Raw genomic sequence first — 20,954 nt, 5'->3', positions numbered from 1 at the left:
AACTATATTGGCAAACCGTCAGATGTCACTTGATAATAGAGAATCAATAGAAAAAATCCTGAAACTCTGCCAGTTGGATTCAATATAGTGTATGTAACATGAGAGTATTTTAAAGTAGTGTGACAAACAAGCTTTAGTTTCAAAAATCTCTTTTCAGGGTACTGCTATCCAGACAAACGAATGAAAGAGAGAAATGAAATGACATTTAAAAAATTAAAATCAACATTAAAAATAACAGGCATTATTGCCAGTTTATTAGTACTAACAGGAACGCTTGTTTTGCTTTGGCGTACATTTTTTACTAGTGGATATGGTACCTATTCAGGCCAAACTTCATTTTACTTGCTCACATTTCCTGTAGCATTATTCATTTTAGGCGGGGCAGCTTTCATTATTTTACTCCTTCTTATTTGGAAAAAATCTGCATTATTTTTAAAAATGATTTGGGCAATCATCTGTATTTCCTTTGTAGGAATAGCGCTTCTTTCAGGGTTTCAAAACCAATACTATGCAGAGCATATTGACGCAGAAACAGCATTGATGGATAACTATACATTCTCTTTTTCTGGTACAGATACGTATTCCGATTTAGAAGAAGATGTGGTTTATAAAACTGTGGAAGATGAAGATTTATTACTGGATGTATGGGATACAAAAGTTAATGATGAAAATCGTCCTGTTATCGTAAATATTCATGGCGGGGGATGGAGCAGTGGAGATAAAAGTGAGGTTTCCTCATGGAGCAGGTGGTTTAATTCGAAAGGATATGTGGTATTTAATGTGGAATACAGCCAAAATGGACCAGACATGTGGCAAAAACAAATTTCAGATACACATGCAGCTTTAAAATGGATTGTTGAACATGCAGATGAGTATCATTTAGATGAAAACAGAATTAATTTAATAGGATTTTCTGCAGGAGGGCATCTAGCCTTGTTAACTGGGTATACAGAATTAAATGAAAACAGTCTTATTTCCAGAGAAACGGGTTCCGATTCCACAGTGAAAATAAATTCTATTATTAATCTATATGGGCCATCGGATTTATTACAACTCTATGATGATACGAATAGTAAAGAATTTATTCAGCCACTGCTTGAACAGCTCATGGATGGCCAACCAAAAACAGAAGAAATCAAACATCGTTATCGTCAAATGTCTCCTATTCAGTATGTAAATGAAACTTCTGCACCCACGATTTCATTTGTCGGTTTAAAAGATAAAGTGGTACCTGAAGAGCAAATAGAGATATTGCATAAAAAACTAGATGAAAATAAGGTAGACAATCAAGCTTATTATTTTCCGTTTTCTGACCATAGTTATGACACGAACTGGGAAAGTATAACTACACAATCAACAAGACAAAAAATAGAAGAATTTTTAAATGAATATAACTAGGACTTATTGGTAAGAGAAGCTCTCCAGCAACTCGATAACAGTTAAGTACATTTAGCTGTTTTACTTTGCTGTAGGTAGGAGTAGGGAGTTATAATTCGCTTTTCTTTATGATAACGCAGATTGCAATCATTGCAAGAATATGGAGGGTATGTTCATACATACAAATTGTCAATAACCTTAGAAAGCAGGAAGAGAAATCCATTGACTATTCATTATACAGGGGACTTATTTCTTAAAGAAACAAATTATATGCTTAAATGTGGCTTCCAGCAAACCACCGATATTTTCTATCAAGACTTGTATTTTGATAAGGGATATATTGATATTGAAAGGTTAAAGCAACTCGGAGACTAGTAGGCAATTATAAGTTGGTGGATAAAATGATTAATCTACATGATAAAAACTCTGGAATAGATAAAGGTGAAAAAATGAAAGGCAAATACTATGTACAAAATATACATAGTATTACTTTTGATAATTATTAAACTTCTCTACGATTTCTAGAAACTCCAATGGATCAAGCATTCCTCTAGGTTTAATGCTTTCATCATATTCGAAGTTTTCTGAACAATCGATTTGAACATACGATTGTTTAGTGAGACCTGAATTAGGACTTTTTTTAATAGGAACACGATTTTGCTCTCTTTTAGTACCAGTTATTTTTAAGCCTTGTACTGTTCCATCTTCTTCTTGGATAAATAAAATTAAGACAGGGCGATTCTTTCCCTGTCCTTTTTCATCTTCATATGAATAAGTTAAATCATATATATAACCGGGTTTCATTAATCATCCTCCGTCCAGAATTTATAATTAGGATGATCAGGAGAGATATTAACATTTCCATTTTTATCAATTTTAAGTGGTTTATTCTTCGATAGCTTTGTTCTATCGACTTTATTTGAAATTTCCGCTAATAAGCGATCATACTCTTTTTGAATGTCTTTATGATTAGGACTTTTAAGTGTTGAGTTCATTTTCTTGTCCTCCTCTTTACACATTCCAATCACCACCTTATGGTAATCAGTATATGCATTTTAATAAAATATAGTCATTCTACATATTTATTTTAGCAATAAATATGGAAACTAGCAAGGATACTTAGGGTTAGTCTTTACCTCTATATTATCCGCAATAAGTGCAACGATGTTTAATATCGTTGCACTTGAGATTGCCTCGGATTTCAAACTCTCCAAAGTATAAATGAGCTGGGTTTCTTCTTCCTACATGCTGATTTATGGGATAGCGCAGTTATTTACGGAAAGCTTTCCGATTCCATAAAGTTGAAAGACCTGCTTGCATTTGGGTTGAGCATTTTTGTGTCCGATTTTTTCCATCCGGTAGAAGAGGGCAGGCTTTGAGGATATAAGTGGCCCTTTTTTATAATTTGAAATTGATAACTGACAGAATGAATGAAATTACTGAAGAAATAGATAATTGAATTAGAAATAGATAAGTATAGAACCGGACAAGGTACGCATGAAGTGAATAAATAAGTAAACAATTTAATGAGACGGAAAGGCATATTTCTTATTGAAGTATACCATTAACAAAGCAGTGATAATCAATAAAAAAATTGTTATTGGAAAGGACTCGCTGCCAATATAATCAAGAAGAATCCCTCCTATGATACCGCCACCGGCAATAGCAATATTCCAAACGGTTGTACTCTATATAATTTGAAGAGAAAGCGGTAACGCTATTAAAAATAAGAAATAAAAGGATTGCAAAAAGAAACAGGGGTTTGCGTCTCCATCCTTGTGTGGCAAATGTAACAGGAATCGCAGCAACGATAGCACCAAGTGCATAAAAAGACACCAATTATCCAGCGTAAGCGTTTGATACATTCAATCCATCACTTATTTGTGAAAGCAGTCCTGCAGGAACAGTCTCCATCATAGTACAAATAAAACCTGCCATGGAAAGAGCTAATAATCCAAGCCAAGGCAGTTTGTCCGTTGTTTGCTCTTGCGAATTCCTGGAAGTAGACATGTATACGCTCCTTATGAATAGGGTTACGTTATAAATTTTCTTTTAAAGCTATAAAAAATCTTTTGCAATTCTTTTATAATCGTAGTTACGCACAAAAAAAGACTAGAGAAGTACTTTCTATAAACATTATACGACAGGGAAGCTTATTTGACATTTAATTGTCCATCTCTATTCTATCGATTAAGCTAATCCAACTGGACAGTATTTTCAGTTGGATTTATTATAGTTAAAAAACCTTGGTTATGCTCGAGGTTCCAGAAAGCTTCTAGCAAGAAGCCAAAAAATACACTTCGTGGTAAGATAAAATTGGTTTCCCGACTACATATTTAAAAGAATTCACTCCTAAGATTCTTGAGATAATGGATTACAAAAATATATATTACAAAATCGAAACAAGTAAACAGTAATCGGAAGGGACTGATACGTTGAAAATCTTTATCGTAGAAGATGATTCAATCATATCTAAAAAGATAAAAGAACACATAGAAAAATGGGGGTATGAAGGAGCGGTCGTACAAGACTTTCAAAATGTCCTCTCTGAAGTGATTGCTTTTGATCCGCAATTGGTGCTGATGGATATTTCACTCCCTTTTTTTAATGGCTATTACTGGTGTGGGGAAATACGGAAGGTGTCGAAAATGCCCATCATTTTTATTTCCTCCGCTTCGGATAATTTGAATATCGTACGTGCCGTTGAAATGGGGGCAGATGATTATATAACCAAGCCTTTTGATTTGGAAGTGCTGATGGCAAAGATACAGGCGATTCTCCGCCGGACCTATGATTTTAGCGGAACTAGCAATTTAATGGAGCATCGAGGGTTAATTTTTAATGTAAATAATTTCACCATTTCGATTGCAGATAAAACTGCGGAATTAACGAAAAATGAAGCTAAAATCTTTCAAAAGCTTCTGGAAAATAGAGGAGAAATTATCAAACGGGATGAATTGATGATGACTTTGTGGGAATCAGACAGCTTTGTAGATGATAGCGCGCTATATACAAATGTGAATCGCCTGAGAAAGAAATTGGATCAAATGGGCTTAGAGAATTTTATTACCACAAAAAAAGGCGAAGGATATATCATTGAGGGATAATATGAAAATCTTTTTAACCTATCTGAACAATTATAAAGTACCGATTGCATTATGGATTTTGTTTGGCTTGATAAACATATTTATTGGTTATTTGTATCAGGTGCCGTTCGAACGCTCTCTTCTTTGGCTGGCAGTATGCGGATTTATTGGAATCGCAGTCGCTGGTTTTCACTTTTATAACTATTACAGCAGACACAAGAATCTGACCTTTCATCAAAAACAAACGCATATGGAGATACAGCAATTGCCGCTGCCGGGGAATTTAATAGAAAGTGACTATCAGGATTTACTGGAAAAATTGAGCGCAGCACATTCTCAGCTGGAAAATACAAAAGCGGAAAACGAGCAGGAAATCTTAGATTATTTCACCATGTGGGTCCATCAAATAAAGATACCAATTTCAGCCCTGCATTTTATTCTTCAAGATGAAGATAGTGAAGTGACGGAAGAAATGAAGGAACAGTTATTCAAAATCGATCAATACGTCGAATTGATATTACAATATGTACGGTTAGGAAGTACTTCGACGGATTATCATTTTCAAAAGGTGGACTTGGATGCGATGATTCGTGAAAGCCTCAAAAAATATGCTTCTGTTTTTATTCGCAAAAGGCTATCTGTTCATTATGACGGGATAGATCAACGCATCGTTACTGATGCCAAATGGCTGAGCTTTGTGCTCGAACAAATTTTATCCAATGCGTTGAAATATACAAACGAAGGTGCTATTTCGATTTACTTGGATGAAAATGCTGTCGTGATAGAGGATACAGGAATCGGTATTCGCCCGGAAGATATTCCGCGTGTAGCTGAAAGAAATTTCACAGGGTTTACAGGACGCGAGCATAAGAGCGCCAGTGGAATTGGACTTTACCTTTCCAAGCAAATCCTGACGAAATTGGGGCATCAAATAAAAATTGAATCGGAACCTAAAAAGGGAACAAAAGTTTCTATCGTGTTTGATGATAAACAAATGACAACAGAATAGCCAATCTAACAAAAATGTTAGAAACAAAGGAGAAATGTCAGATAGAACTGTAGATTGGCATTTCTCTTTTTTGCTATTCTTTACCTATCAACAAGAAAGTTGTTGGAAGAAAGGAGATGTACCATGACACTTTTACAAGTTCAACATTTAAGAAAGGTCTATACAACCAGGTTTGGAGGAAATCAAGTAGAAGCACTCTCTGATGTCTCTTTCAGCGTGGACGCAGGAGATTATATAGCTATTATGGGGGAATCCGGCTCCGGTAAAACAACGTTATTAAATATTCTGGCGGCATTGGATAAACCAACACGCGGTAATGTATTGTTGAACCGGAAAAATATTGTGCAGATACCTGAAAAAGAAATTTCTGCATTCCGGCGTAATAACCTCGGATTTGTATTTCAGGATTTCAACCTATTGGATACCTTCTCAATTCAGGATAATATCTTTGTTCCGCTGGTTTTATCCGGAAAAAAGCATAAAGAAATGGAACAGAAACTAATGCCGATCGCGAAGAAACTTGGTATCGAGCATATCTTGACTAAATTTCCGTATGAAGTATCAGGCGGCCAAAAGCAAAGAGCGGCAGTTGCCAGAGCATTGATTGCCGATCCGGAATTAATATTGGCAGATGAGCCGACGGGCGCTTTGGATTCCAAATCTACAGATGAATTGCTGGAGCATTTCGAACAAATTAATAAAGAGGGACAAACGATTTTGATGGTAACGCATAGTATTAAGGCAGCAAGTCACGCGAAACGCGTATTGTTTATTAAAGATGGAAATGTATTTCATGAATTATATAAAGGAGATACATCCAATGAAGAAATGTTTCAAAAAGTCTCTCATACACTTGCTGTTTTAGCTGCAGGGGAGGATGGAAATGGGTAATGGCTTTTATTTAAAAATGGCGGCAGACAGTATACGTAAAAATGGCAAGATGTATTTTCCATTTATCATTTCCTGTATCAGTACGATTATGATGACGTATATCATTCAGGCATTATCGACCAATCCGGGCCTTTCGGAAATTCCGGGCGGAGAGAACTTAAAAACAATTCTTTCTATGGGGTATTTCGTATTAATTATATTTTCAACGATTTTTCTATTTTATATGAACAGCTTTTTGATGAAAAATAGAAAAAGGGAATTTGGTGTATACAATATCTTAGGCATGGATAAAAAGCATATCATGAAAATGCTTGCTTACGAAACCTTATATATTGCTGTATGCAGCATGGTCGTAGGATTTGTTGCAGGCACCATCCTTAATAAAGTTTGTGTATTATTGATTCGCCAAATGATGGGTGCGGATGTAGCTCTTGGGTCTGAGTTTTCTTCCGAAGCGGTTATATGGACACTAAGCTTCTTTAGCATCATTTTTCTATTGATTTTATTGGGGAACATCTCTCAAATTCGATTAGCCAACCCGATAGAGCTTTTAAAAAGCGGAAATGTCGGTGAAAAAGAGCCAAAAACCAAAATCTTCTTTTCGATTCTTGGTGTTTTATTAACTGGGTGGGGTTATTATATTGTGTTAACCCTGCAATCTCCCATTAGTGGTATGCCTTATGCTTTTCTTGCAGCAGTATTGATTATTGCCGGTACGTATCTCTTATTTACCACCGGAAGTATTGCTGTACTCAAAATTTTAAAAAATAATAAAAACTATTACTATCAGACCAACCATTTTATCCCTGTTTCTGGCATGCTTTACCGGATGAAAAAGAATGCAGTAGGTCTTGGGAACATTACCATTTTATCTGTCGGTGTGATTCTTTTACTTTCGATTGCGGTTTCTTTATATATCGTATCTGAGAGTGATGATGCAACCTATTCAGGTAATGTGATTTCAGAGGTAAGATTACCAGAGGATACAGATGAAACAGGGGAAGAAATCAAAGCAAAATTAAGTGAGCTGATTGATCAAACAGCTTCTGAAACCAACAATACCGTTACCGGTTCATCTTCTTATACCTATCTAAATTTTGTAACACTTGCTGCGGGCGATGGCTTCGAAGTTACAAAAGATGCCTATTCCATGTTAGCGAATGAGAGTCCGATCAATTTATATATGACTGATCAGGAAAGCTATAATCAGTTAACTGGAGATAACCTGTCGCTTGATGAAAATGAAGTATATGTCCATGGAACAGATGATGAATATACAAATGAAACCCTTTCGCTGATGGATTTTCAATTTTCCGTCAACGTTATGGAGGATATGGAAGAATTCTCGCTAGACAGCGAAACGACAAGTTTAATTAGTGATACCTATTACATGATCGTTGATGATATAGAAACCCTTCGACAAATAGAGCAGCAGCAAAAAGAAATATTGGATGACTATGCTGCAAGCACAAACGTGTCTGCGCAAATTGGATTGGAGCAGGGAGTAAGTGAGGAGCAGGAAATAGCGTTTGGAGAGCAGCTGCGATCGAATATGGAAAAGGAAGATATGGACATTGTTGTGGTAGATAGCCGAACAGAAGCAGCAAATGACTTGCAAGCCCTAAGGAGCGGTGTTTTGTTCATTGTTTTGAATTTAGCTGTCTTACTATTATTAATGACGGTACTGATTATTTATTATAAACAAACTTCTGAGGCTTATGACGATAAAGAGCGTTTTTCTATCCTGCAAAAAATCGGATTGAATCAATCGGAAATTAAAAAAGCCATTAAATCTCAGATTTTAACCGTCTTTTTTCTCCCTGTCGTCGTAACAGGAATTCATATTTTAGCGATTTTCCTCCTCATAAGGAAATTAATGATTCTGGTCATGATTAATCAGGTGAACTTATTCCCAATCAGTGTGCTGATCGCATTTCTCGTTTTCCTGATTGTTTATGTGGTCATCTACCGAATAACGGCACGCGTTTATTACAAAATTGTTCAATAGAATAATGTTATATGAAAGAGGGGATAGGTTATGCATTTAAGTCTAATGGAGCTGCTGCTTATCTTTGTTGGCGGAGTTTTGATTTTAGGAATCCAGTTTTATTTATCGACCAGAAAGAATCGATTCATGGGGCTTTTATTCCCGTTCGTAGCCTTGGGGTATTCCATATATATGTTTTTAAAATCAGATTTCTTTTCCGATATGGCATTAAGTATGAAGGCTTATATGTTCATTGCTCAAAATATTCCTGCGCTGGTTTTGTTGGTAATTTACTTTATTTGCCGTTGGAATATGAAAAAACATAGGGAGAAAGGAGCTGTATAAATGAAAAAACAATTATTAATCTTAATAGCCCTAACAACTACTTTTATTATACTTGTTGGGTGCAGTGCTTCCGGATCAAATGATGATGAAAACTTTTTTAGTGAAACTATACGAAAAGCAGGCGATAAACTTACCGGCTTTTTTGGTGAACCTTCCTTAACAAAAGATAAATCATTAGAAGGAGAAAGAGCATTTGGAGAAGATGATTATACAGGAACATATGAAGCGGTATATCAACAATTCTCAGGCACAGAAAATTTATTTGGCGGTGCATCGCTTGATGGAAGTGAAGGAAAGAAGGTTCAGATCACCTATAACGCAAACATCGAAAGCGGGGAGGCAGAAGTATTTTGGAATACCGCTGATTCAGAGAAGGAATTATTATTTGAAGGCCAGGGAGAGCATACAGAAACCATCAGTTTACAAGGCGGCTGGGAATATCTCAGCTTGGAAGGGGATAAACTGGAAGGAGATATTCAGGTGAAAATTGAATAAAAGGGGATAGTAAGTCATCGACAAGCTTTTTGCAGAGAGAATTTCTCCTCTATATCGTATGAAATAAAGATGCATACCCAAATCGAAATAGATACAACCATTAATTGGAAGCCTTTATCTCATGTCTGTTTCCAAGTTTTGTGCATACTAAAAAATAAGGGAGGTGTTAGCAGTGAGTAAGAAAGGTGAAAAAAAGAAAAATAACGATTTTTTTAAAGATAACAAAGGCGTTCAAGCAGTACAAAATCAATTGAATGAAAGTTATCAAAGCGGAGTGGTGGAGGACCAGTTAAAAAATAATAAAGGGGTCAACCACTTCAATAATAAAAGCAGATAAAACCGAAATAATTGAGGCTGGGATATGACTAATAATTAGTCACAATCAATTTAAAAAGGGTTCTGGTTATTGTTTTAATGATCAGAACCCTTTAAAAACCTGAGTTTCTTGATCAAACGTTTTTATTGAAATTCCCGGAAAAATGTATTAATATGTAACATGTTCTAGAATTTAATGCTGGCGTAGCACAGTTGGTAGTGCGCATCACTCGTAATGATGAGGTCGGAGGTTCGAACCCTCTCGCCAGCATCTCTCAATGGAGAAGTACCCAAGTCCGGCTGAAGGGGACGCACTCGAAATGCGTTAGGACGGGCAACCGTCGCGTGGGTTCGAATCCCACCTTCTCCTTTTAAAAAAACGAAAGAATGTATTCAGCAGAATGCCGATGATTGTTTGGACTCTTTATTTTTAAGGAGTCCTGTTTTTTATTTTCATTCCTTTTTTAAACCAAAATAAAAGTTTATTTGCTAAAGGCGTTTAATAATTATTAAAATTAGAATGTATTATATCTATGTAACAAACTTAAAATGGTATAAAAAATGAACCAAAATCACAGCATCCTGTTCCTTATATAAGGAACAGGATGCTGAAAATCTGGTTTAAATTCAACACCAGCCATTACAATAATTCAATAGCAAGAAATGTATTTCAAAAGAAAATATGAAGCTTTCCCAAAAACGATTGCTATAAAGTAATTCGTGACGGACTGCATAATAATGACCTTAAATGGAAGTTTAATTATAAAGAAGAGGGAAGTTAGATACATCAAAAAATACTATCTAAATATATTCCAAATACATTATTACGTAAAATATAAATTTGACGTAATAATTGTGATTCTAATTAAAATCTTGTAAAATATACATATGAGGTGATCTTAATGGCGAACCGTTCAAAACAACAACTATACAACAAACTTCAAGCTTTACTTAAGGAACTACCTTGGTATGTTGAGGAGTTTATCAATCATAAAGAAAGAAAATTATCAGCAGCTTCATTACTCAATTATGCGCACGATTATAAAATCTTTTTTAATTGGCTTATTACGGAGAATTTTTATTCCGGTGAATTGAAAGATCTGCCGCTTGAATTGCTTGAATCACTCACGGTTCAGGAAGCTGAACGATTTTTAGCTTTTCTTCAATACCAATTACATAACAAAGAACTCACGATCAACCGTAAATTATCGGCTTTAAAATCGCTTTTCAATTATCTGCAAAATATTGCTGAGACACGTGATTTACAACCCTATTTAAAGCGTAATGTGATGGCAAAGCTTGAATTTAATGATATAAAAGAAAGTATGGAAACAACGGCAAACAAAATGGAAGGAAAAATTTTAATGGGCGATGAATATGAAAGCTTTCGCCAATTTATTGCCTATGACTATGGCGAGCTTTATAAAGACAATAAAAAGCTTGCAAACTTTCACACCCTAAACCGTGAACGTGATACAGCAATTGTCTCGCTTATTTTAGGGTCTGGATTACGGCTTTCCGAGCTTGTAAACCTGGATTTAGACGATATTGATCACAGCAAGTATACTGCGCGCGTTATTCGCAAAGGAAACAAAGAACAATATGTTTATTTCAGCAAGCAAGCAATGGATGACTTAAACGAATATTTACAAATTAGATCAGCACGCTATCATGTTGAGAAAACGAATAAAGCTTTATTTATAGCTGCAGCAATGGGACCAAAAGGCACGCCAAGACGATTAACTGCACGTTCTATTGAAAAATTAATCGAAAAATACGCCAACGCTTTCGGAAAACCCTCCTTATCCGTTCATAAATTAAGACATTCGTTTGCAACGAGGTATCATAGTGAAATTAACGATGTACCGAAGTTAAGACGGCAACTCGGACACTCATCGATACAAACGACGATGATTTATACGCATATTAACAACGATGATTTAAAGAATGCTGTAGATAAGATGGATATGCCTAAAGTGGATGAATGATGAGTAGTACATTTTACAATTCCCTTTAAAGTATTTTCATTCATATAGTTTTCCGCTTGAATAAAGGAACGTTTGTTTGTATAATAAGAGAAAGTATACAAACGAAGGGAGAAAAACAATGCCTAGAAATCCGGGATTTACAGACGAAGTCATTATCAAGATGTATCAAAGCGGTATGCCTTTTAAAGAAATGGTTTCACGTGTCGGAATATGATGTGTCAGATGAGTTTCTCCCCTCCTAAACTAGCAGATATTATTTACAATGACGCAATAGAACCTTATGAATCTAAAAAGGAAAAGAATTTAAGAGTACACTCAAAAAATACACAATAAAGGAGTTAAAAGAATATGTGGAAACTAGTAAATGGAAAACTTATTCAGACCGCTGATAAATCAAGAGTGGAATTTAGAACAAATGTAAGCAAGTCGATTATTGATCAATTGAACGCAATGGCCATCCAATACGACACATATCCCAATTATTTATTAGAATCAGGCTTACAAGCTGTTTTAACACAAGGGTTTATCCAGTTTAATAAAAAAAATCGTCCAAAAGATCGTGTACAGTATAAAACAACATATGATAAGGAATTATTACTTGAAGTGAAAGATTTTGCAAAAGAACACAAATTAAGTGTCAATGATGTACTTGAATGCAGTGTTCATTTCATTGATTTTAATTCAGTGAAGAAGAAAAGCAATAAACATCGAATTGAAAAGTTGTAATTTAACCATTTATTATAACGCCGTATCCATAATATTTATTATGAGAAGCTATAGTATATTTCATCTCATAACGAAGTATACTTTGGATAGTGAGACAAAACTAAATTTTTAAAACGCATTTAGTCTTTAATTATATAGTATTCGTTTACTCATCAAAACTGTATTCAAACGTTGCTGTTAAACGGAGTCAGCATATTAAGGTCCAGCCTCTTGCTTTTTTTAGCAAAATAACTTTAAACAGCAGCGTAATGCAGTTTCCGCTAAATATGAGACGTTGTTCTTGAGCGATAAACATTCCAATTGACTCGCTTTGCAAAACGCCGGTAATTATTTGTCAATTAAGTCTCTTTTTCATATCTGTCTGTTGTACAGCCGTTCAGTAAATTCTATTAAAATAGTTACCCCTTCCCCCATCGCTCTTTGTTTAGATACTGTATTCATAATTCATCTCACCTTATAATTATCAGAATATTTATTCATTAGGTTATGTCTCTTCACTGTAAATTGATAAATAAATTATGCTATCATATCTATTAAGAGGTGATTATCAATGAAGTATGTATCTGCTAGAGTTCAAGGGCGTGTGCAAGGAGTTGGATTTCGCTACTTCACGCAGCATACTGCCATGAGCTATGATATTGTCGGTTGGGTGAAAAATGAAGATGACGGCGCTGTTGCCTTCGAAGCATATGGAGAAGATGACCAAGTTGACCGTTTTCTTGAAGAAATTAAAAAAGGCCCTTCCCGATTTGCAAAAGTAAGTGAGATGGATGTTAATAAGCTTTCCGGAGAACCGGAATATACCTCTTTTAATGTAAGATATTAAAAAATGAGCAAGCCCGGTATCACTAGGAATAAGTGGTGCCGGGCTTGCTCATTATAGTATTGGCGAAAGTAAACGGGAGATATTTTCTTTGAATTTAATCCATAAAGATCGTTTGTTATAACGCGCAGTTGTTAATTCAGAACTTCGTGCACAATCTTCTTCAAATATGCTGTATAATTCTTCAGCAACCTTTTCATCATAAGTAATGGCACTTACTTCAAAATTTAAACGAAAGCTCCGAGAATCAATGTTCATCGTTCCAACAGATGCTATTTTTTTGTCTACGACGATTGTTTTAGCATGCAAAAAGCCGTTATCATAAAGTAATATTTTTGCTCCATACTTTAACAGGTCACCGGCATACGCCCATGTCGCCCAATATACAAATGGATGATCCGGCTTACAAGGAATCATAATCCGTATATCCACTCCGGACAAAAGTGCCATTTTACAAGCATCCATGAAGCTGGTATCCGGTATAAAATAAGGGGTTTGGATACAGACACTTTCCTTTGCAGAGAGTATCATTTTAATATACATATTCTTTAAATGCTCGGTCTCTGAGTTTGGACCGCTGGAAACCACTTGCACAGGGCTGGTGCCATGATGTTTTTCTAAATGAAAACAAAAATCTTTATAATCATCATGCTTTTTGTCTTTTCCGGCTTGATGCCAGTCCATGATAAACCTTATCTGAATATCATTCACAGCATTACCATGTATTTTTAAATGTGTATCTCGCCAGTAGCCGAATTTTTTATTCTCCCCAAGGTATTCATCGCCAACATTAAAACCACCAATATAGGATAAATCACCATCAATAATGACAAGTTTTCTGTGATTACGGTTATTAATTCGGAAATTCACAAGCTTTAAGAACGACGGAAAGAAAACACGGACTTCCCCACCGGCCTGCTTTAAATCCTCAAAGAATTTGGATGGCAATTTTTTTGATCCGACTTCATCATATAAAACACGAACCTTCACGCCCTCTTTTGCTTTTGCTATTAGTGCATCTCTTAGTCTCTTTCCGAGATGATCAGGCTGAATAATATAATATTGAACATTAATTTCTTGTTTCGCAGCCTGGATATCACTCAGGAGCGCATCAAACTTTTTATGACCATCGTTAAATACAAAAATCTCGTTATCCTCCGATAATCTGCCGTGGGAGGAACGTAAATTCATGGTGATAAGATCATCGTAATTTTTTAACCAGGGAAGGTCATCCCGTTTTTCTTCATCTATTAGCTTTAATTGCGTGTCAACTTCCTCTTTAAGCATTTTCTGTTCTTCCGCTGTTAAGCCATAGAAATTATTCTGCTTTAAACTGCGTCCTAAGAAGATGTAAATCAAGAATCCGACAATAGGTAAGAAAAACAAGACCAATAACCATGCCCATGTATAGCCGACATCTCGTTTTTCGAAAAATAACACACCTAATGCTAATAATAAATTAATAAAAATAATGATGGAGGCAATCATTGTAATAATATTACTTATTTCCATTGCCAATAGAAATCACCTTCTTTTTTTCTATAAGTTAAACTATTTTATTAGATTCATCCATATTATATAAAATGAAAAGTTAAGTCAACTATTGCTGCGCACACCTAAAAAGGAACACGTTTTTACGAATCAAACGTGTTCCTTTTTAGGTGTTAGTCATCGAGAGATATTTTTCTCAAAGGTTTTTTCGCCGGTCCTGCCATTACCTCCCCATCATAATGATAACGGGATCCGTGGCAGGGACAGTCCCAGGTTCTGTCTGCGCCGTTCCAATTCACCTCGCAACCCAGATGCGTGCACGTTGTATCAAGGACATGTACCTGATCTTCCATATCTTTATAAATGCCGACCCGGTCCCCTTTTACTGTTGTAATAGCTGCTTCGTCTATCTCTAATGTGTCTATTTCTTTAGAAGCAGGAAAAGACAGTTTCCCTTTTAAAAATTCTGTTGCAACTTCCATATTAAAACGGAATAAATTTTGTAACATCGGTTTTGAAGTGAACCGTTGCGGAGAGAATAAACCTTCGTACGGATGTTCATCTTTTTTAGTGATGATGTCCGTCATTATTTTGGCAGCTAGTGTCCCATTTGTCATCCCCCATTTTTTATAGCCGGTAGCAATAAGGATAGAAGGATCATCTCCTGTTATTGGGCCAATGTATGGCATTTTATCCAATGTGGTAAAATCTTGCGCGGACCATTGATAAGGAAAATCCGTTATCTCAAATTGCTCTTTAGCAAATGCCTTTAGATTCGCATAGCATGATGTTTCATCTAATTTTTCTCCGGAACGATGGTTTTCGCCGCCAATAAGCAGATAAGTGTCTTTATTATTTAACGTAGCTGTCCGGATAGAACGGATGGGATTTTCAGCATTGATATATATACCGCCTGGGTATGTTCCTGTCCATTTTCCAGCCACTATATGAGATTGTTCTGCGTACATTTTGGCAAAATAAAGCCCTTGATGATCTATATACGGAAATTGTGTTGCTGCTATCAGGTAATCGCATGCAACACGATATTCGTCCTTTGTCATAACCGTTTTTTGTCTATTATATTCCAACTTCATCGCAACTGTTTGCTCATAAACCTCTGTTCCGTTTTTGACAGCTTCCTCAAACATAAATTGTAAATACTTTAGCGGATGAAATTGTGCTTGCCCCGGCATTTTTAATGCTTGTTTAAATGGGATATCAAGCGGCATCTCCGAGGTGAGTTCTCCGGGGATACCCAAGGTTTGGTATGCCTCTGCTTCTTTGTCTAATTGCGGTAAATAGGCATCATCATTGGTGAAAAGAAAAGCATCTTGTTCCTCATAATTACAATCAATCCGATGTTCTGTGATTTCATTTTTTATAAAATCCATGCCGTCGCGGTTTGCCTGATAATATTGTTTTGCTTTTTCTTCTCCAAAAGTATCTATCAGTTCCGAATATATCATACCATGCTGCGCAGTGACTTTGGCTGACGTATTTCCAGTCACACCACTAAGCACTTGATTAGCTTCTAATAAGATAACTTTCATGCCTTTTTTAGAAAGCAGATAAGCAGCAGTAATTCCTGTTAATCCTGCTCCAACGATACAAACTTCTGTTTCCTTCGATTCTTGAAGCTTGGGAAAGTCTTGAAATGCGGTATCTGTCCGCCAAATGGATTTCGAATTCATATTTATTGCACCTCACATTTTGCTTGTTTCTTTTAGTATCTCCTTTACACATCAGCTTACTCAAAAGAAATGGAAACAAAAAAGAGGACATAGAAAAAGGCTGCTTCTGTTATGCAAGCAACCTTTGTATCGAATCATTAGCGATTTTCAAAAAACAGCCGATTCAATGAAATATATTCGTTCTCTTCTTCCGGTACCTCATCTTCCATATAGATTGCCTCTACCGGACAAACTGCTTCACATGCACCGCAATCGATGCAAATATCCGGATCGATATAGAACATATCTTTGCCTTCCTCTATACAATCAACGGGGCAAACTTCTACGCATTCCCCTGATTTTTCTGTTTTACATGGTGATGTAATAATAAAAGCCAACGAAATTCTCCTCCTCTTTACCAATGGTTTACGTATGAAATAATTATAACGTATTTTAAAATAAAAGAAAACGTCCTTATATGTAATCAGGAGATAAGATTTGTTCTGTAAACCAACCTTATCTCCTGATATTGGATCTGTTTAAACCACTTGGAAATAATCTTTTCTAAATCCTGCCATTCGATCACTGTTATCAATAATAAAGTAAAACTCATCTGTCTCGTTTTTTACATCGTAAACTTTACCTGGAGTAAGTTTGCGGTCTACAATAAATTTCTTGGCATTCGCGTGTACACATTTAATTTGTTTGATGGTTTCTCTGTTTTCCCAATCCTTATGAATCATTCTTTTGTTCTCCTCTGCTTGTTTACATAATAATATTATAATCTATTTGAATAGATATAAAAAGTTTCCATAACCTTCTTCTTCCATCTTGTCCTTAGGAATAAAGCGCATTGCTGCAGAATTCATACAATAACGTAATCCGCCTGCTTCTTTTGGACCGTCTTCGAAAACATGTCCCAAATGAGAATCGGATTGTTTACTTCGAACTTCTGTGCGAACCATGCCATGAGAAGTATCCGTCACATCTGTCACTTGCTGCGGGTCAACTGGTTTTGTAAAGCTCGGCCAGCCGCAGCCTGCATCATATTGCTCCTTCGATGAAAAAAGAACCTTGCCGGAAATAATATCAACATAAATACCATCTTCTTTATTATCCCAATATGCATTGTCAAACGGACGCTCTGTCCCGTTTTCTTGTGTGACTTGATATTGAAGAGGCGTCAGCTTCTCTCTTAATTCTTGTTCAGAAGGTTTATGCTGCCAATTTTCTTTGATGAAAGCTTCCCGGCCGGAGCCTTTTTTATACATTTTATAATGGAAAGAACGTTTCTTATAGTAATCCTGGTGCTCTTCCTCTGCTTCATAAAAAGGTTTAACCGGAAGAATCGGTGTAACGATGTCTTTTTTAAATTTTCCACTTTGCTGCAGTAATTCCTTAGAATGCTCTGCTATTTCTTTCTGTTCTTCATCATGATAAAAAATAGCTGTTTGATAGGACTCACCACGGTCATTAAATTGTCCGCCGGTATCTGTCGGATCAATTTGCTGCCAAAAAGTTTCTACTAACTCTTTATAAGGCATGATCGTTGGATCAAATTCAATTTGCACCGCTTCGACATGTCCTGTTGTATCGGAACAAACCTGCTCATAGGTTGGATTTTCTACATGACCGCCCGTGTAGCCGGAACGAATACTGATTACCCCTGGCCGTTCATCAAACGGTTCCACCATACACCAAAAGCATCCTCCTGCAAAAGTGGCGAGCTTTTTTTGTTGTGACATATTTTATTGCCTCCTATTCATCGCTATTTTACTATCCATTCTCCCCCTATTCTTCCTTTTTTATAAAAAAAAATCAAGCAGAAGGCTTTTAAGATTATTGTAATAGCCCCCTCTTGATTTAAATATACAGTTTTGGTGTAGAGATACCTTTTTCTTCTGTTTGTACAGGTTCTTTTTGTTCTTCTTGCTGCTGCTGATGGATTTCCTGTTTTGGTTCTGGATGCTCTTGGGAGAGTGTTTCTGCCGGAGTGGATGCTGTATCTTCTTTATTAAACGATTTAAAAGCTTTCATCATCCTGTACATGGAAGGAAGATTCTTTACCATTGGTCCATATTCCTGAATTAACGGTGCTGTTGATTGGACGACACCAAGAACTTGCTGTACACCGCCAAGTGTTTTAGAAAGTGTAGAAGCGCCTCCTGTCTGCGCCAATCCTTGTGCAGCACCACTAGATAATAAACTTGATAAACCTCTTGATCCGCCTTTTGCATTTGCAGTTCCACTCGAGTTTCTTATTTCTTTCGGAATCCCTCTTAAATGAGGAGGCCCGTTACGAAAAGGGGACTGTGGCGAACGAGGTATTTGATTTCTAGATGGGAAAACCATCACTATCTACCCCTTATTCATCTATTTCTTTTTCATTCTCTTATAGAATATGCGATAGTCATTCAACTGTGTAGACATTCATCTTATTCCTCTCATACACGCAATCATTTCCCGGGAAACCGCAGGAATCAACAAGAATCAGCGAGGACGATAAAAGCATGTCGAAACCTCCCGTTATTTCGTATATACTTGTTAATCAAACGTTTGATTAACAAGTATATACTCCGGTAAAAAGCTACCTAAACTGCTGTTACGTGTTCATGAAAAAAGCAGCATGTTTCAGCTGCTGTATTTCCATTCATAATCTGTCCAAAGCTCATCAAAGACATTTAATGCACCGGGAAATGGACTGTTCCATTCCAGATAATCACTGATTTCATCATAACTTGTTGCTTGCTTTGGGAAATAATGATCGTGAAATGCCCAATCCGCTAAAGCAGAGTAATTATCCGCCTTCAATTTCCCGCGGTGAGTTAATAAAAATTGATAAAAAGATAGACGCATTTATTCCCCTCCCTCATTCATAAAGTTCTCATGCTGTGCTTGTTTCTTTCGATAAACCATTTTACATAATTGAATACTCAGTTCATAAATAATAATCAGCGGTACCGCTACAACAATCTGCAGGAAAAAATCAGGTGGAGTAATCAATACGCCGACAATGATTAAAATAAAATATGCATATTTCCGGTTTTTTGTCATAAATGATGGTGTCAGAACACCTAAGCTTGTTAAAAACATGGTAACAACCGGAAGCTCGAATAAAAAGGCAAACGGGATTGTCACTTTTAATAAAAATCCGAAATAACGGTCTACCGTAAACATGACATTGAACATATCGTCATTCAAGGATAATAAAAACGGGAAAATTAATTTAATAAATACCGTGTAACCAAATACGAGACCAAGTAAAAACAAAATTAAAGAACCTGGTATATACACTAAGGAAACGCGTTTTTCTTTGGCTGTTAAAGCCGGGCTGACAAATGCCCAGAGCTGATATACAATAACGGGTATCGTTGCAGCAAAAGCCAGTAATCCGGCAATGGAAAAGTAAATCCAAATAATTTCAGCTGGGCTGATGACTGTCAGCTGCATATCAATATCATTTACAAAAAATTGATAGATGCTTTTTACGTTGAGAAAGCCAACAATAAAAAATAGTAAAAATATAATCGCCGTAACAATTAAACGATTTCGCAGTTCTGTTAAATGTCCCCCGACATTCATTTCTTTTTCTCCAGATATCTGTTCTTCTGTTTCAGACATTCTACAACCCACCTTTTAAGCTGATGACATAAAAGAGATGCAAGGAATAATCCCTACACCTCTGCCGTTAATTACTGTTTCTTTTTAGGATTGTCATTTAAAATATCCTGACTTGCATTTTTAAATTCTTTTAATGTCGTTCCTAGTGCCCTTCCGATTTCAGGAAGTTTATTTGGCCCAAAGACAAATAAAGCGGCAATAATAATTAGAATTAACCCCGGAAATCCGATATTTGAAAATATGTTCATTATCCATCACTCCGTATATGAGACTGAACTCATTTTTCTTCTTTTATAATCGATGTAACTTCTTTTGCCTCGTCTGTGACATCCTGTGTTAAATCACTTGTGGAACTTTTAAATTCTTTCAGTGATTGTCCGGCAGCTTTCCCAATTTGCGGCAGCTTGTTTGGCCCAAAAATAATAAGGGCTAATATGACGATTAAAATAAGTCCTGGAACGCCTATGTTCGTTAACATCTATCGGCACCTTCTTTATTTATATTGTGTCTTCTCGTATAAGATGCTCTAAACGTTCATCTTAAAAACGTACTTAGAAAACACTGTCTCTTTTTCATATCATAGCATGTTTAGAAAACGTTAGACAAGTTAATTTTTGCGGTCGTATTGCAGAAAATAATAGTCGTAAGGATTTTTTTCATTTTTTATACCTTTTTTCTTTTCGGTAAGCTCCCACTGTGCTTCATCAAACGCCGGCGCAAATGTATCCCCGGGGAATGCCTCATCAATCCTTGTGATATACATTCGATCAGCAATCGGCATTGCTTGTTCATAAATTTCTCCGCCGCCAATAATAAAATATTCTATCTCGGGCTGTTCTTTATTCCAACGCTCCACGGTAGATAAATCATGAATGACTTCTACATGGTCAAGTGAAAAATCCTTATTTCTGGTCAATACAACATTATGCCGCTTCGGTAATGGACCGTTCATCGACTCTAACGTTTTTCTCCCCATAATAATCGTATTTCCAGTTGTCTTCTCTTTAAAAAATTTCAAATCCTCCGGCAGATGCCAGGGCATATCATGTTGATAGCCGATTACGTTATTTTGATCAGCTGCAAATAACAATGAAATCATGCTTCAGCCTCCGTTCTGTACTATAATGTTC

At 36.2% G+C, this 20,954-nt stretch carries 26 protein-coding genes and 2 tRNA genes; 13 read left to right on the top strand and 15 right to left on the bottom strand.

Annotated features, from left to right (window positions below):
* Positions 1-198 precede the first annotated feature (198 nt).
* On the top strand, positions 199-1,398 hold the full coding sequence (locus B7E05_RS12015; protein WP_179134529.1) for an alpha/beta hydrolase: 1,200 nt from the start codon (positions 199-201) through the stop codon (positions 1,396-1,398).
* A 465-nt stretch (positions 1,399-1,863) separates the two neighbouring features.
* Here B7E05_RS12015 and B7E05_RS12010 read toward each other — a convergent pair whose 3' ends face one another.
* From B7E05_RS12010 to B7E05_RS22440, 4 genes are all read right to left on the bottom strand, one after another.
* The gene (locus tag B7E05_RS12010) at positions 1,864-2,181 is read right to left on the bottom strand and encodes a type II toxin-antitoxin system PemK/MazF family toxin (protein WP_080874432.1); all 318 of its coding nucleotides are present in this window, start codon (positions 2,179-2,181) and stop codon (positions 1,864-1,866) included.
* Positions 2,181-2,372, bottom strand: coding sequence for a hypothetical protein (locus tag B7E05_RS12005; protein WP_143833227.1), 192 nt, complete (start codon positions 2,370-2,372; stop codon positions 2,181-2,183). The genes B7E05_RS12010 and B7E05_RS12005 overlap by 1 nt, the downstream gene beginning before the upstream one ends.
* 631 nt (positions 2,373-3,003) lie before the next feature.
* Positions 3,004-3,213 (bottom strand): hypothetical protein, encoded by a 210-nt coding sequence (locus B7E05_RS22445; protein WP_245833077.1) that lies wholly within the window; start codon positions 3,211-3,213, stop codon positions 3,004-3,006.
* A gap of 3 nt (positions 3,214-3,216) precedes the next feature.
* On the bottom strand, positions 3,217-3,387 hold the full coding sequence (locus B7E05_RS22440; protein WP_245833076.1) for a hypothetical protein: 171 nt from the start codon (positions 3,385-3,387) through the stop codon (positions 3,217-3,219).
* A gap of 425 nt (positions 3,388-3,812) precedes the next feature.
* Between B7E05_RS22440 and B7E05_RS12000 the strand changes: the two genes are divergently transcribed.
* From B7E05_RS12000 to B7E05_RS11950, 12 genes are all read left to right on the top strand, one after another.
* Positions 3,813-4,484, top strand: a complete 672-nt coding sequence (locus B7E05_RS12000; protein ID WP_080874430.1) for a response regulator transcription factor — start codon at positions 3,813-3,815, stop codon at positions 4,482-4,484.
* 1 nt (position 4,485) lies between these two features.
* Positions 4,486-5,472 carry a sensor histidine kinase gene (locus tag B7E05_RS11995; protein WP_080874429.1) on the top strand — a complete coding sequence of 329 codons (987 nt, stop codon included), beginning with the start codon at positions 4,486-4,488 and terminating at the stop codon, positions 5,470-5,472.
* A 123-nt stretch (positions 5,473-5,595) separates the two neighbouring features.
* Complete coding sequence (locus tag B7E05_RS11990; protein ID WP_080874428.1) at positions 5,596-6,363, top strand: ABC transporter ATP-binding protein; 768 nt, start codon at positions 5,596-5,598, stop codon at positions 6,361-6,363.
* Positions 6,356-8,371: an ABC transporter permease gene (locus B7E05_RS11985; protein ID WP_179134528.1), complete on the top strand. Its 2,016-nt coding sequence runs from the start codon at positions 6,356-6,358 to the stop codon at positions 8,369-8,371. Before B7E05_RS11990 ends, B7E05_RS11985 begins: the two co-directional genes overlap by 8 nt.
* A gap of 30 nt (positions 8,372-8,401) precedes the next feature.
* Complete coding sequence (locus B7E05_RS11980; RefSeq protein ID WP_080874426.1) at positions 8,402-8,695, top strand: hypothetical protein; 294 nt, start codon at positions 8,402-8,404, stop codon at positions 8,693-8,695.
* Positions 8,696-9,190 carry a hypothetical protein gene (locus B7E05_RS11975; protein WP_080874425.1) on the top strand — a complete coding sequence of 165 codons (495 nt, stop codon included), beginning with the start codon at positions 8,696-8,698 and terminating at the stop codon, positions 9,188-9,190. It abuts the gene before it with no gap.
* A gap of 172 nt (positions 9,191-9,362) precedes the next feature.
* The gene (locus B7E05_RS22165; protein ID WP_179134527.1) at positions 9,363-9,527 is read left to right on the top strand and encodes a hypothetical protein; all 165 of its coding nucleotides are present in this window, start codon (positions 9,363-9,365) and stop codon (positions 9,525-9,527) included.
* Positions 9,528-9,703: 176 nt separating this feature from the next.
* Positions 9,704-9,776 (top strand) — tRNA-Thr (locus B7E05_RS11970).
* 9 nt (positions 9,777-9,785) lie between these two features.
* Positions 9,786-9,875 (top strand) — tRNA-Ser (locus tag B7E05_RS11965).
* A 532-nt stretch (positions 9,876-10,407) separates the two neighbouring features.
* Positions 10,408-11,493 (top strand): tyrosine recombinase XerS, encoded by a 1,086-nt coding sequence (gene xerS / locus B7E05_RS11960; RefSeq protein ID WP_080874424.1) that lies wholly within the window; start codon positions 10,408-10,410, stop codon positions 11,491-11,493.
* 348 nt (positions 11,494-11,841) lie between these two features.
* Positions 11,842-12,219 (top strand): rRNA methyltransferase, encoded by a 378-nt coding sequence (locus tag B7E05_RS11955; RefSeq protein WP_080874423.1) that lies wholly within the window; start codon positions 11,842-11,844, stop codon positions 12,217-12,219.
* A gap of 550 nt (positions 12,220-12,769) precedes the next feature.
* Positions 12,770-13,045 carry an acylphosphatase gene (locus B7E05_RS11950; protein WP_080874422.1) on the top strand — a complete coding sequence of 92 codons (276 nt, stop codon included), beginning with the start codon at positions 12,770-12,772 and terminating at the stop codon, positions 13,043-13,045.
* A 51-nt stretch (positions 13,046-13,096) separates the two neighbouring features.
* On the opposite strand, the gene cls is transcribed toward B7E05_RS11950, so the two are convergent.
* The 11 genes from cls to B7E05_RS11895 all read right to left on the bottom strand — a co-directional run bounded on the left by cls (position 13,097) and on the right by B7E05_RS11895 (position 20,923).
* Positions 13,097-14,554: a cardiolipin synthase gene (gene cls, locus B7E05_RS11945; protein WP_080876289.1), complete on the bottom strand. Its 1,458-nt coding sequence runs from the start codon at positions 14,552-14,554 to the stop codon at positions 13,097-13,099.
* A gap of 152 nt (positions 14,555-14,706) precedes the next feature.
* Positions 14,707-16,224 (bottom strand): FAD-dependent oxidoreductase, encoded by a 1,518-nt coding sequence (locus B7E05_RS11940; RefSeq protein WP_080874421.1) that lies wholly within the window; start codon positions 16,222-16,224, stop codon positions 14,707-14,709.
* A 137-nt stretch (positions 16,225-16,361) separates the two neighbouring features.
* Positions 16,362-16,601, bottom strand: a complete 240-nt coding sequence (locus B7E05_RS11935) for a 4Fe-4S dicluster domain-containing protein (protein WP_080874420.1) — start codon at positions 16,599-16,601, stop codon at positions 16,362-16,364.
* Between the two features lie 141 nt (positions 16,602-16,742).
* Positions 16,743-16,946, bottom strand: coding sequence for a DUF6501 family protein (locus tag B7E05_RS11930; RefSeq protein WP_080874419.1), 204 nt, complete (start codon positions 16,944-16,946; stop codon positions 16,743-16,745).
* Between the two features lie 42 nt (positions 16,947-16,988).
* Complete coding sequence (gene msrB, locus B7E05_RS11925) at positions 16,989-17,948, bottom strand: peptide-methionine (R)-S-oxide reductase MsrB (RefSeq protein ID WP_080874418.1); 960 nt, start codon at positions 17,946-17,948, stop codon at positions 16,989-16,991.
* A gap of 118 nt (positions 17,949-18,066) precedes the next feature.
* Entirely contained in the window at positions 18,067-18,555 is a 489-nt protein-coding gene (gene vrrA / locus B7E05_RS11920; RefSeq protein WP_080874417.1) for a VrrA/YqfQ family protein, read from the bottom strand.
* A 279-nt stretch (positions 18,556-18,834) separates the two neighbouring features.
* Complete coding sequence (locus B7E05_RS11915; RefSeq protein WP_080874416.1) at positions 18,835-19,059, bottom strand: YozE family protein; 225 nt, start codon at positions 19,057-19,059, stop codon at positions 18,835-18,837.
* Positions 19,060-19,824, bottom strand: a complete 765-nt coding sequence (gene tatC / locus B7E05_RS11910) for a twin-arginine translocase subunit TatC (RefSeq protein WP_080874415.1) — start codon at positions 19,822-19,824, stop codon at positions 19,060-19,062. It abuts the gene before it with no gap.
* 71 nt (positions 19,825-19,895) lie between these two features.
* Positions 19,896-20,066, bottom strand: a complete 171-nt coding sequence (locus tag B7E05_RS11905) for a twin-arginine translocase TatA/TatE family subunit (RefSeq protein ID WP_080876288.1) — start codon at positions 20,064-20,066, stop codon at positions 19,896-19,898.
* A gap of 35 nt (positions 20,067-20,101) precedes the next feature.
* Positions 20,102-20,302: a twin-arginine translocase TatA/TatE family subunit gene (gene tatA, locus B7E05_RS11900; RefSeq protein WP_080874414.1), complete on the bottom strand. Its 201-nt coding sequence runs from the start codon at positions 20,300-20,302 to the stop codon at positions 20,102-20,104.
* 129 nt (positions 20,303-20,431) lie between these two features.
* Positions 20,432-20,923 carry a dihydrofolate reductase gene (locus B7E05_RS11895; RefSeq protein WP_080874413.1) on the bottom strand — a complete coding sequence of 164 codons (492 nt, stop codon included), beginning with the start codon at positions 20,921-20,923 and terminating at the stop codon, positions 20,432-20,434.
* Between the last annotated feature and the right edge of the window lie 31 nt (positions 20,924-20,954).

Source organism: Oceanobacillus timonensis (assembly GCF_900166635.1).
GTDB classification, from domain to species: domain Bacteria; phylum Bacillota; class Bacilli; order Bacillales; family Amphibacillaceae; genus Oceanobacillus; species Oceanobacillus timonensis.
This window is presented reverse-complemented; position numbering and strand designations above follow the sequence as displayed.

What these genes read in the sequence shown, in the direction of transcription:
- B7E05_RS12015 (WP_179134529.1), top strand. Translation starts at nt 199, where the DNA reads ATGACATTTAAAAAATTAAAATCAACATTAAAAATAACAGGCATTATT.
- B7E05_RS12010 (WP_080874432.1), bottom strand. Translation starts at nt 2,181, where the DNA reads ATGAAACCCGGTTATATATATGATTTAACTTATTCATATGAAGATGAA.
- B7E05_RS12005 (WP_143833227.1), bottom strand. Translation starts at nt 2,372, where the DNA reads ATGAACTCAACACTTAAAAGTCCTAATCATAAAGACATTCAAAAAGAG.
- B7E05_RS22440 (WP_245833076.1), bottom strand. Translation starts at nt 3,387, where the DNA reads ATGTCTACTTCCAGGAATTCGCAAGAGCAAACAACGGACAAACTGCCT.
- B7E05_RS11995 (WP_080874429.1), top strand. Translation starts at nt 4,486, where the DNA reads ATGAAAATCTTTTTAACCTATCTGAACAATTATAAAGTACCGATTGCA.
- B7E05_RS11990 (WP_080874428.1), top strand. Translation starts at nt 5,596, where the DNA reads ATGACACTTTTACAAGTTCAACATTTAAGAAAGGTCTATACAACCAGG.
- B7E05_RS11985 (WP_179134528.1), top strand. Translation starts at nt 6,356, where the DNA reads ATGGGTAATGGCTTTTATTTAAAAATGGCGGCAGACAGTATACGTAAA.
- B7E05_RS11980 (WP_080874426.1), top strand. Translation starts at nt 8,402, where the DNA reads ATGCATTTAAGTCTAATGGAGCTGCTGCTTATCTTTGTTGGCGGAGTT.
- B7E05_RS11975 (WP_080874425.1), top strand. Translation starts at nt 8,696, where the DNA reads ATGAAAAAACAATTATTAATCTTAATAGCCCTAACAACTACTTTTATT.
- xerS (WP_080874424.1), top strand. Translation starts at nt 10,408, where the DNA reads ATGGCGAACCGTTCAAAACAACAACTATACAACAAACTTCAAGCTTTA.
- B7E05_RS11955 (WP_080874423.1), top strand. Translation starts at nt 11,842, where the DNA reads ATGTGGAAACTAGTAAATGGAAAACTTATTCAGACCGCTGATAAATCA.
- B7E05_RS11950 (WP_080874422.1), top strand. Translation starts at nt 12,770, where the DNA reads ATGAAGTATGTATCTGCTAGAGTTCAAGGGCGTGTGCAAGGAGTTGGA.
- cls (WP_080876289.1), bottom strand. Translation starts at nt 14,554, where the DNA reads ATGGAAATAAGTAATATTATTACAATGATTGCCTCCATCATTATTTTT.
- B7E05_RS11940 (WP_080874421.1), bottom strand. Translation starts at nt 16,224, where the DNA reads ATGAATTCGAAATCCATTTGGCGGACAGATACCGCATTTCAAGACTTT.
- B7E05_RS11930 (WP_080874419.1), bottom strand. Translation starts at nt 16,946, where the DNA reads ATGATTCATAAGGATTGGGAAAACAGAGAAACCATCAAACAAATTAAA.
- msrB (WP_080874418.1), bottom strand. Translation starts at nt 17,948, where the DNA reads ATGTCACAACAAAAAAAGCTCGCCACTTTTGCAGGAGGATGCTTTTGG.
- vrrA (WP_080874417.1), bottom strand. Translation starts at nt 18,555, where the DNA reads ATGGTTTTCCCATCTAGAAATCAAATACCTCGTTCGCCACAGTCCCCT.
- B7E05_RS11915 (WP_080874416.1), bottom strand. Translation starts at nt 19,059, where the DNA reads ATGCGTCTATCTTTTTATCAATTTTTATTAACTCACCGCGGGAAATTG.
- tatC (WP_080874415.1), bottom strand. Translation starts at nt 19,824, where the DNA reads ATGTCTGAAACAGAAGAACAGATATCTGGAGAAAAAGAAATGAATGTC.
- tatA (WP_080874414.1), bottom strand. Translation starts at nt 20,302, where the DNA reads ATGTTAACGAACATAGGCGTTCCAGGACTTATTTTAATCGTCATATTA.
- B7E05_RS11895 (WP_080874413.1), bottom strand. Translation starts at nt 20,923, where the DNA reads ATGATTTCATTGTTATTTGCAGCTGATCAAAATAACGTAATCGGCTAT.